The sequence below is a fragment of the Mycoplana ramosa genome (genome assembly GCF_041930185.1).
GTDB lineage: Bacteria > Pseudomonadota > Alphaproteobacteria > Rhizobiales > Rhizobiaceae > Mycoplana > Mycoplana ramosa.
In genome coordinates, this window is record NZ_JBHEEW010000029.1 from 1 (window position 1) to 11,062 (window position 11,062).

General features: G+C 58.7%; 8 protein-coding genes. 2 read left to right on the forward strand and 6 right to left on the reverse strand.

The features are described from left to right. Positions 1-5: 5 nt before the first annotated feature. From JNC62_RS20965 to JNC62_RS20990, 6 genes are all read right to left on the reverse strand, one after another. On the reverse strand, positions 6-581 hold the full coding sequence (locus tag JNC62_RS20965) for a hypothetical protein (RefSeq protein WP_374841404.1): 576 nt from the start codon (positions 579-581) through the stop codon (positions 6-8). Between the two features lie 92 nt (positions 582-673). Continuing rightward, entirely contained in the window at positions 674-2,818 is a 2,145-nt protein-coding gene (locus JNC62_RS20970) for a TniQ family protein (protein WP_374841417.1), read from the reverse strand. Between the two features lies 1 nt (position 2,819). Continuing rightward, entirely contained in the window at positions 2,820-3,773 is a 954-nt protein-coding gene (locus tag JNC62_RS20975; RefSeq protein WP_374841406.1) for a TniB family NTP-binding protein, read from the reverse strand. Then, positions 3,770-6,169, reverse strand: a complete 2,400-nt coding sequence (locus JNC62_RS20980; protein WP_374841408.1) for a TnsB C-terminal domain-containing protein — start codon at positions 6,167-6,169, stop codon at positions 3,770-3,772. The genes JNC62_RS20975 and JNC62_RS20980 overlap by 4 nt, the downstream gene beginning before the upstream one ends. Next, positions 6,169-6,963 carry a hypothetical protein gene (locus tag JNC62_RS20985; RefSeq protein ID WP_374841410.1) on the reverse strand — a complete coding sequence of 265 codons (795 nt, stop codon included), beginning with the start codon at positions 6,961-6,963 and terminating at the stop codon, positions 6,169-6,171. Before JNC62_RS20985 ends, JNC62_RS20980 begins: the two co-directional genes overlap by 1 nt. Positions 6,964-7,038: 75 nt before the next feature. Next, positions 7,039-7,188 carry a hypothetical protein gene (locus tag JNC62_RS20990; RefSeq protein WP_374841412.1) on the reverse strand — a complete coding sequence of 50 codons (150 nt, stop codon included), beginning with the start codon at positions 7,186-7,188 and terminating at the stop codon, positions 7,039-7,041. Positions 7,189-8,078: 890 nt separating this feature from the next. Here JNC62_RS20990 and JNC62_RS20995 point away from each other — a divergent pair. Then, complete coding sequence (locus JNC62_RS20995; RefSeq protein WP_374841414.1) at positions 8,079-8,696, forward strand: hypothetical protein; 618 nt, start codon at positions 8,079-8,081, stop codon at positions 8,694-8,696. A 39-nt stretch (positions 8,697-8,735) separates the two neighbouring features. After that, the gene (locus JNC62_RS21000) at positions 8,736-10,709 is read left to right on the forward strand and encodes an AAA family ATPase (RefSeq protein ID WP_374841415.1); all 1,974 of its coding nucleotides are present in this window, start codon (positions 8,736-8,738) and stop codon (positions 10,707-10,709) included. Positions 10,710-11,062: the final 353 nt, after the last annotated feature.

Here is an 11,062-nt window from a genome sequence, read left to right on the forward strand (position 1 = left end):
ATGAGCTACGATGAGCCGAAAATCCTCTCTTCTCGATTAAGCCACTTCTGTCTCAAAGGCGCTGATCCGGAACAGAGCGTGCCCAAGCCTCCTCTGAAACGCTCAATGCAAGCGGCTGCCGCCCCTCTCGAAACAACGACACGATGAACGCGCCTGGTATCCGTCGGAGGCAGGGCCAGAGGAAACGGAACGGTGCATTTCGCGTCCATAAATAGACGGTCGGGAAAGTCTCTCAACCATCGCTCCGCACCACGCAATTGGTCAGCGGCTGCATCAACGGCTTTGCGGTACCATCTCGCCCAGGCTACATCGACGGGCTTGTCCGACCAGCTGATCTCTTTTTCGGAGAAGATGATCACGTGCGGATCACAAACGACCAACAGATCGCACAGTTCCTTACCATCCCCTACCCCCCCGAGCTTCTGCTCGCGGAACGGGTTCGGGTAAGACCACAACTTCAGGAATGTATGGTCAGCGAGTTCCGCCAGATATCGTTCGCCGGGGGTTAGGCCGACCGAGCGCACGAATGCCGGACGAAGCTGATCCAAGTCGTCTGGCACGTTCTCTGGCTTCACTGTCATTGCTTATGGTCCAACTATATCGGTGCCAACAAGATGAAGTTTCTCGTGGCCGTATACAAGCCAGCTCGGATACTCACGGATGTCACTGTCGATCATGCCGACTTCCGCTTCCTCCACCACTCCCGCGTCTTAGCATTCTGCCGCTCCGTGGCCTCCTTGACCATTCCGTCGAAGACGTCGAGCATTTCCTTTATCGCGGCGACGTAATCCTCGGTATTGAGATCGAACCAGAACTTGTGCCGCTCACCGCGGGCGCTCAGGTTGATTTGAATTTCTCCGAGGCTTGGATCGAACTGGAAATGCGCCGACAGGCCCCTGTTCGAATTCCAGACCCGCTGGCCTGACGGCGGCAGCTTCGACGGGAAGATCAGGTACGGGCAGGTCTTCGCAGCCTCGGGAACGATGATCTCCCAGAACCGGTCCACCCTCGAGTCCTCCAGAACGGTAGGATCGGCTTCCAATCCATAGACGCGCATGACATCGACCCGTTTGAAGACGGTGTCGATGTGCTTGCCGCCCTTCACGAACTTCACCACGGGGTCGACCCCTTCCCGCTTCATTTTCCAGCTGACCGCATGTCCCGAGATGCCCATGCCGTGGCCGAAATCCGAAGCCTTGGCGTGATTGGCCGCGAAATCCTCGACGGCCTTTCTCGAAATCAGGACCTGGCGCGGGCTGGCTTCGACCTCCCCGAGATGGCCATGCTTCACGAGAATCTGGGTTGTCTCGTAGGTCATGTTCAGGAGCGCCTGTGCCTCGCCCATGGTCATCGTATCTTCGGACCTGGTGAACGATTGGCGCTTCCGCTTGGCATCGGTCTGGACCATCAGACGCTTGAAGCCCGGAACGTTGTCCCGCTTCTCGCAGATCACGATCTCGCCCTTGAGGCAGGCGACCGCGACGGCACCCGGAACCAGGCCGTTGCGAACACGATAGGTGTGGAGCGTCAGGCCGTACGCCGGCGATCCGGTTACGGGCAGATCGTCGATCATCCTGAGGACAGTGTCGATCTGATCAGGCGAGTACCGACCCCCGCTCCGTTGGCCAGGCCTCAGATTCGTGAAGACCTTGAGATAGCCCGCGTGGACGAGATGGCGGATGGCATCCTGATTGATGCCAAGCCGTCGTGCGGCTTCCGAGATCGGGACAAGCGTTTCCTTGAAATCGGCGATGGTCTCCACGGCATGCGCCGCGACCGTGCGCCGCTCTCGGGTCTTCTGGAGGACACCCACCTCCTTGGCGAGCTGCTCGACCGCACGGGGACCGATACCGAGGGTTTGCGCGATTTCCAGGCGCGGCATGAACTCGATGTCGAAGTCTTCGTCACGGACACGGCGGTCATATCGCTCTGTCTCGAATACCGCGGCCTCGTGGAAGGCACGGCGGACCGTCAGCCTCAGGCTCTCCGGCAGAAAGTTGAGTTTGGGGTAGCCCCAGCTGAAATGCGCCGCGACGCCGCGGGCCTTGTGGTTTCCCCTGTACTTGCGGTGCCATTCCCTCATGGCCTCCGCAAGGTCGCCGCGATCACCGGACAGCGCGCGAAAACCCACGTCGGCGGAGTGTGTGCCGACGGGCGGGTGTTTACGCGAAGGCGGGTTCTCGAGAAACCTGCCGACGAACTCGCAGTAATCGATGACATCGGGGATCGGGATGGCATCCAGCAAAGGCGCACTGATTGCCTTGAGCCAGCCAAACCGGCCGAGCAGGTATCGAGCGAAAGGCGCACCGTCGTCCCGGCGAGGCAGCTGGCGGCCGAGCGCATAGCCGTCGCGGGAATATCCGAAGCCAAGCCAGGTCCATGGGACGTGCGTGCCGCCTTCGTCACGGGTCTCGAGCTCGACGCAATGGACCGGGCAATGTCGGATGGATTCGACCTCCCACCATCCTCGATGATGGGAGGATTCATGGATGCAGCCAGGGCACCAGCGCCGTGGCTCGAACCGGATGTGATGGTAGGGCAAACTATGTCCGCGGAGGACATAGCCATCGCCCATACGGAGCGGCGTGTTGAATCGGAGGAGTTCAAACCAGTCGGTCGGCATGGGATGGCGCTCAAGCGCTTCCATGAGCTGGTTTGTGGCGACCCGGTTAACCTCCAGATCGTTCCAGTTCGCGAAGGTTGTCATGGTGACCGAGCCTTCCAGCTCGGCCAGCCGCATGAAAAACCCGTGGGCGGGTTCGTCGACAGCCGGAGTTGCGTCCCACCTGGAAAATACGAGTGTCTGAATGAACGCCATGTCAGGCAGCCTTCTCGAACGGGTATGTGAGGTCGCCCGTCCGCTTGCGCAGGAAACATGCCTCGCGAAGATGATGACCCTGGATACAGGGCGACCCGTCGTAGATCGCCTGTCGTGCCGCATCGATCACGATGTTCATGGTCAGGCCGACTGAACCCCTCGCGGCAAGCCTCCACTCGGTTTGCCATTCTTCGCGATCGAGAATGGAATCTTCGGCAAACGGGAGCCTGTTCGAGACACCGATCAGAAATCCGAGATAATCGTCGATCTCGTCGGTAATCGACATGTCGTGCTCGGCGAGATGGACCGTAGGAAATGATCCGCGGTTGAGATGCTGGGCCTCGTTGAGCATCGAGGCCTCGATCGTATAGAGGCCCGCCAGCCAGACGGAGCAGGAACCGCTGTCTGCCAACGCCTTGATCAGGGAGAGAATGGAACGTCGTTTGGCAGGCGGGGCCGAGAAAATGTAGTGTGCATCGTCGAAGACCACGAGAGGCGTTCCATGAGTTGCCACCCGTCGCACGCATTTTGCCTCAAGAGACTTACCACCGATGTACGGGACCGAAGACGCTCCCGTCGCCAGGAAGAGAGCCGACGCGACATCCGGCGCTCCCCAGCGCTCCATAACCGGGATGTAGGCCATCGGGAACACATAGCCGGAGCTATCGTCAAGCCGATAGGGTTTGTTCTCCCGCAGCAGCGTCTTGAGCATGAAGCTTTTGCCTGCACGGGAATTTCCGAGGAACCCGGCGATCTGGCCCACAATGGGAGCCCCCTGCGGACCGGGCCGATGGAGCTTTTGAAGGCGGGCGAAAGTCTGGTTGAAGCGCGGATAGCGGTACAGGAGATTTTCGACCATCCGCTGACGCGCCGCCTCAGGAAGCCTAAGCATCTCACGGCGAGCCTCGCTATCGTTGGCAAAGGAGATTTCGTGGAAGTCCGGGAGGATGATCATTCATCAAATCCTTTCTTGGCAAGGCGCTCGCGCAAGGCGGCGCGTCTGTCTGCTTGGGTGATCAGCGGGGTTTCTACGGGGGCGACGGCGACGGAAACCGGCCCGGAGGGCTCGGTGCGCGGAGTACCGCGCCGCTTATGTTCGGCTACAGCGTCCTCGAGGGGATCGCGCTCCACGATCTCGCCATCAGCCGTCTGGATGACTAGGGCCGCAGGCGTGCCGTCGCGGCCCCTGCCCGGGCGGTTGGGAGATTTGGTACGGGCAGGTCCGGGGCTAAACGGAGCTGCGAAATCCAGATGGTCGGCACTCGCCGCCTCGCTCTCGACCACGTTTACGATGGCCGAACGCTTGAGCTTTCTCGTAACCTGGCTCTGGAACTTCGCGAGCGCCTGAGCGGTCCGCTGGAGCTTCTTCTTGTCGAGGAGTTTCGAAAGCTCATCCGGAAGGGTGCGCCTCGCAAGCTCAAGCGACTCGATCGTGATCGGCTTGCGTTTGAAGACCTTGTTATGGTGTTCGATGATCTTGCGATGCACGAACAACCGGAGGCCGTCCGCATACTTCGCACACCGCCCGTTCGGTCGCAGTCTGATGACGCGATCACGTCGATAGGGGTTCGTGATGAAGGCGTTGGAAAGATCGGACGGATCGACGGTCAACTCATATTCCGTGCCAGGCTTATGGTTCGGATGAGCCGTGATTTCGAGAAGGTCCTCAGAGTACCAGGTCAGGTGCTTGTAGGTGACGCCGTCGTTCTGGATCGTCACCTTGCGCCGATGTCCACCGAGCGAGACGAAGATTTCCGGATCGATCGGGTCCCTCGGCGGCATGTTCTTGAGGTCTGCGTCCCACACATCCTGGGGAATGGCTTTCAAGCGCGGCGTAAGACCGATGCCACGGCGCGGAGTGCGGTGGTATTCGACGATCCAGAGCGTGATGAAGTCCTCCAATTGCTGGAGGCTGATCATCGGCAGGCCGAGGCCCTTGGCGTCGTCGAAAAGTCTTCGGCGCTCGACGTTCGACATTGTCGTGCCGGGAAGCAGGTGAAAGACCTGTGTGTTGAGCGTGCGGAACATGCGCTCGACCAGACCCTTGCCGGTAGGCTCCCCCGGAAGGGTCTCGATGATCTCGAAACCGATCTCTTCCGACGCGCGCTTGATGTCCTCGCCCCGTAGAAACGTGGCGTTGTCGGACGGAATAGCCATGAAGTCGCCGTACTGCGCCCACTCAGCGCCCGGGAAGCGGGACATGTCCTTGGGATAAAGCGCCATCCGCAAGCCGTAGAGAAAGGCCTCATAGCTCTGGTTGTCGAAATGGACCGCGAAACCGAGGATGCACCCGCTTTTCTTCGAAACGAAAAACAGGACACTGGGACGGCCGAAGAGGCACATGTTCTCGGCGTCGTATACGCAGATATCCGCTGTCGTGTAATCGACCTCGACCACGCTTAGGCTATGGTCGGGCAAATCCCTGTGCGTGTAGAAGGTATGCTTTCGCCGCGCCGCTTCGATCCCGTAGCGCCACAGGTCTTTCGAATAGTTGTCGGGAGCCGCGAAACGACGTTCGATAGTACGGAAGCTCGGCACGTTGAGTGTTCCGTCCGGGAGCTCGATCTCCTTGAGAAGCTGCCGGTTCTCCCTTTTCGCAAGTTCCAGTTTGAACTGACTTTCGACGTTCAGCGCCGTGCCGGCGGGCAGTTCCCAGGCCCACTGAACGCAGTCGTCTAGAATGTCTTCGATCCGAGGATCAAACTTCCGGATGGGATTTCCGGACGAATGCTCGGAAACAAGAGCCAGAATTCGGTTGAACGGATTGGCCTCGTACTTCTTGAGCCAGATACGGAGGGAATTGTAGCAGGGTGTTTTCTCGTGACCCTTCTCGCGTGCGTGGTTGGCTGCCACCTCGAGGATCAGCTTCTTGGTGAGCCGCACCTTGCCACCTTCGCGGGCGAGGACGAGCTTGCGCGCATACCACCATCTCTTGATGGCCTCTGCGCGCCGCTCCCGAGGGATGGAAAGATAGCTCCTGACCTTTGGACGCTCGGTTGGGGCGATTTCACGCTTCGCCGCGGAGTTGATCGGAACAAGCCTCCACTCGCGTTCGAGAATGCTGATCTGCCAATCCGACAGGAACGTCGTCTCGTTCGTGTCGGTGTTCTGGACCAAGAATTTCTCGCCGCCCAAACCATAGGAGTTTCGGGAGAGCACGGCGCAGTTCGCAACCCGGCGACGGTCGGGGTCGAAGATCATGAACTGCGATCCCATGGCGAAGTTATAGCGCTGTGCCTGGTGTTTTCCTCCGTTGACAGGATGAGGGGGAACATCGAGTTCTGCGAAGCTGGACGCCGGGTTGAGTGCCCCCTTCGTCAGGAATACGCTCTTGTTGTGCATGAAGGACATCAGTCTTCCCTCCCCTTCGCGCTCGACACGTGGGAGGTCTTTGTCACTGTCGACGCAAATGAAATCGGCTTGGAGATGTCCACCTTCACCTCGCCTGCCACCGCAAGCCACATCAATGCCGAAAAGGCTCGCTTCACCTCCGGAAGCGGGCGGAACTGTGCGGCCGTGCCGTCGTTTTCGAAAAAGACATGCGCCCTCCCTGGCAGGGCAGCCTCATCCGAGACCATCTGGATGGTGGATTGTGATGGAAGACGGGACAGCGCGCGGCGGACTGCGGTAACGGCTTCATCGTCATAACGATACGCGTGGTAGCGGATCGTCGCCAGGTTCATCATCCGCGGCTGGATGTGGAGATTGCTCTCGTCGAGAACGGCATACGTCGCCCGGTATTGCTCCCAGTACACCCCCTTCAACATACTCGTTTGATGCTCGATCCATTTCCGCTCGTCCTGGATGGCGAGCGGGATGATGTCGAAGAAACTGGCCTGTCTACCCTTGCTCCACACGCCAACCATCGGGATATGGCTGGCGGAAGTGACAACGCCGTGCCAATCCGAAACTTCGTATTCGAGCTTGATCGGATATGCGCTGATCCTGATGACGTCAGGGTTGGTTTCAAAGTGAATGAGCGCGTCGCGCATAAGCGTCGAGCGAGCCCTGATCGATTTCTGGGCGGCCTTGCGCGTCGGAAACGACACAGGGATTTCCTGACGCTTCTGGCTTTTGGCCACCTTGACCAGGGGAACGTGATCGTCCCCGAAGCCGAAGAACGTCATAAGCTGTTGTTCGTTCATCTCTTGCCTCCAGACATGGCTCCGCCGACGCCGATGTTCGTGATCGGCGGAGTGTCCACGGATTGGGTGAAAGGCTCAGCAGTCGGTGGAAGGATCGTCTTCGTACAGATGTCCCTGCCACTCGCGCATCAGTTCGGCGATCGTGATGCATTCGCCGCCGAGTGAATCGAGTTCGGCGGACCTAAGGGGGCGCGACGTGGAAATGGTGTGTTCGGTGATGAACATGGCGCACTTCTCCTCTCCCGCCGACGCGCAGTCGGGCGGGCTACGATGAACTATGGGGAGAGACACGCACCTCGGAGCGCGTGCCTTTGCGGTCAAAGTTCGGAGAGGTCAGAGGGACCGCCGAACTGCATGCAAACGACTACAATCTGCCGATGGCAGTCATATTCGCTTGTCTATGTGCAGTCCGAAGGCGGTCATGGGATCATCCCGTGCTGGAAAACGGCGTTGCTCATCGTTTCCGTTCTCGGTTTGTACCGGACGAATTCGGTAAGTCAACCGGGCCCCGCCCGCCGGACTGCAGATTTTTTCAGATTAGATCGCTGTCGGTTTGGAAAAATCCGTTGACAGGACGGGACCAGCCGGCAAGACTGAGCCCGTTACTCTTCGCAATGGGTAGCAACCAAAGTGACGGGCCGACCTGTTCAGAGGTTGGCCCGTTTTTGCTTTCATAAGCATGTGGATCATCTCCGTTCCCGATGGATCACAAGTACGAGTGCATTGAGAGCGCGTGAGTTTGGACTTGCAAGAAATTTCTTGTGGAGGGCAATCCGCGGATTTTAGTTTAAAAATTTAAATTAGCATGTCTTCTGATCCAAACACGGGAAAAGCCACCGACTGACATTTCTTCAGGATTCCCGCTCGAACTGTCAAAATTCCGGATGTCTTCAATTTCCCATTCCTAGCTATTTCGAATTTTCATCGGATATTGTCGATTACGCTTGGAGATACAGCCTCCTCAAAAAAAATAGACCTGGGCCCCTAGACAAGGCCAATTTTTGTTCTATTTTCGTTCTCCATGAAAACCGACCTCCACACAGTCTCGCGAATACGATGAAGTCTTGTCAGCCATGGGGGCTGACGGTCATCGGCGATATTGTGGAGTCTGTTGCATGCGTGTTTCTCGTCAAACCGAAATCCTGGACGTCGCGACGGCGGCCCAGGCAAGGTCCTCTTTATTTCCGCGCGCCACGGTCAAGAGCGACGGCCCGGTCACGTTTCGGTCTCAGGTAGCACGTGACATCGCTTGCCTTTTCGACGTGGACCCCGAGGTCGAAACTTGGACCTGCGATCCACCCTTCCTCTCCGTTGGCCCGGAATTCCACGTCTGCGATTTCCTCGTCTGCCACGTCTCCGGGCAACGTCTTCTCGTGGACGGATTCGATCGCACTGAGACGCCCGATCCCGTCGTCCTCGAAGCCGCAGCCGCCGAGGCAGGATTCCGGTACAAGCGCCCGCCCAGGATCGAGGTCTATGGCGGGACGAGACTCCGCAACGCGAAAGACCTGCTGCGCTACGGAAACTACCAGGCAACCCTCGGGGATCGGGTCCGGCTTCTGGCGGCGCTGGAAGAACACGGATCGCTCACGGTCGCGGAATGCCTGACCGCGTTCTCGGAAACCAGATCGGTGGCCGGGTTGGCGTCGATGATCCTGAACGGCTTCGTGGAAGTCGACCTCGACGACGAACTGATCGGGCCCACGACAGCGGTGAGACGGATAGCGCGCTGACGTCAGCCGTTTCCGTCATCGTTTTCAGAGGGATTTTGTATGCGTAACCAAACCGACGTCGATGTTCATGACTTCACGCATGGCAGGCGGCGCACGCGCGACCTGTCGCTATCGACCCAGTTAGCCGTGATTTCGTTGTTGCGGGTGTTGAGGCCGTTAGTTCATAGGTCGCGTCGCTTCGTTGCCACGATCGTCGTGCCGGAGGACGCTAACATCCACGACTATGCGGTCGCTGCCCACTGGATCATGGAGAACCCGCGGGCCGACGGAATCCCGATGAAAGTCCATTATGACATCCTGGCGCTAACCGACAGGGAAGACTTCAGGACCTCCGTAAAGCTTTCCAGGACAAGCGAAATCCGCAGGGCTATCGTCCTGATGGAGAGCAAGGCGACGCTGAATGCGGATGCACGTCTCGCATCCGATCTGGTCGCAATCCTGCCGCCGACGTCCGGCGAGGACATCAAGATCGCCGCTCTCAGAATGGGATTTGGTAGGATCAGCGACGAAGACGCCGAATTCCTTAGTGGACACAGCCTGGCCAGCCTCACCATGGCCATGCGAGCGGGTCGGCCGATTGGCAACGCGATCGCACGGCTGAAAGCGCATCTCACTGATACGAAAGAAGAGCAGCCGCTGGCGGTCGTTCTACCTTTCCCCGATAAGCCTACCCTGCATGACCTCCCCGCTTATGGCGATGCCAAAACTTGGGGTCTCGAACTGGCCGCCGACATCGCAGACTGGAAGGCTGGCAAGCTGTCCTGGGCAGATATCGATCACGGCATCCTTTTGTCTGGACCGCCGGGAACGGGAAAGACCTCGTTCGCCACAGCACTCGCGAACACCTGTGGCATGACGCTCGTAGCCGCATCCGCCGCCCGCTGGCAGGCCAAGGGACATCTGGGCGATTTCCTTAAAGCCATGCGGTCGGCATTCGACCAAGCGAAAGCCAGCTTGCCCTCTATCCTCTTTATTGACGAGTTCGATAGCTTCTCCGCTCGCGAAGAATATAGCGGCGATAGCGCCAGCTATTCCCGCCAGGTCGTGAATGGCCTTCTGGAATGCCTGGATGGAATCGACGGTCGCGATGGCGTTGTGGTAGTCGGAGCGACGAACTTTCCCGATTTGGTTGACCCCGCTCTTCTCCGGCCCGGCAGGCTCGATCGTCAATGCGTCATTCCCCTCCCCGACGCCGCCGGCCGACGCGATATCTTCAGATATCACCTTGGCAAAGACCTAACGTCCCGGAACATCGATATCGCGGTGAAAGATTCTAGGGGCTGGACCGGTGCGGATATCCAGCGTGCAACCCGCGACGCGAAACGGGCGGCCAGACGCGCGGGTCGCGAGATGGAGATGGACGACCTGCTTTCGGCAATGCCGAAACGTGTGAAGTTGCCACCCGAGGTAATCGAGTCCGTTGCCATCCACGAGCTGGGACATGCTCTCGTAAGTTTGGAATACGAATCCGATCCTCTTATGTATGTCACCATCGAAGACACGGTGACACCGGACGCGAAGCTTGCGACGCTCGGTGGCGCGCACTTCAAAGAGCCGCCGATCCGGCGGAAGACTTCGACGTATTTCGAGAACCGGATCGCGATGCTCCTGGCAGGGATGGCAGCTGAACGCCTCGTGTACGGAGATCACTCGATTGGATCGGCCGGCGACCAAAAGGCAGACCTCAATATCGCGACGGACCTCGCCACCATGATGGAAGTGACATGGGGCCTTGGACGATGGATGGTGTCCGAGTCGATCAGCTCGCCTGAGGCGCTTGCCGCCGTGAGAAGTCGACGCCCGGAATTGGGAGACGTCGTGGAGTCTATGCTTCGGAAGCAGTTCGAGCGCGCGACGGCCATTTTGGAGCCGCGCCGAGACCTACTTAGGGCATTGGCAAAATCTCTGGTCGAAAAGAAGACCCTGTCGGCGGAGGAGATCGTAGCTGCGGTCGAGAATCACGAGCGGGAGATCGCTCGCGGCGAACAAGCTCTGATCGCATCGAGTTCATGAGTTTAATCCGGGGTCTTTAATTCTGCTTGAAGACCTCGAGTCTTTGAGTTTGGCCATGCTACGGCAGACCGTCGTAACCGCGGCAATCGGCTCCGGCATCTCAATCCAAGCGCCTTGAAGACCGGCTGCAATATCGCCTCTCCGGTGGTCAAGTAGGTAGAGCCGCTTACCGCGATTCAAAAATTAGTTAGTTCCTTAAATAGTTTAGGCCGAACAGAGCGCTGTTCGGCCTTTTTTGCGTTCGGTCACGGATTGTGGAAACGTATGCGGGACGGTTGTTGTTTGACACGAAGGACCGGAATTACCGGGAATATCTGGGATAAGGCGGGAACTGGCGCTAAAGCCCCGGAAAT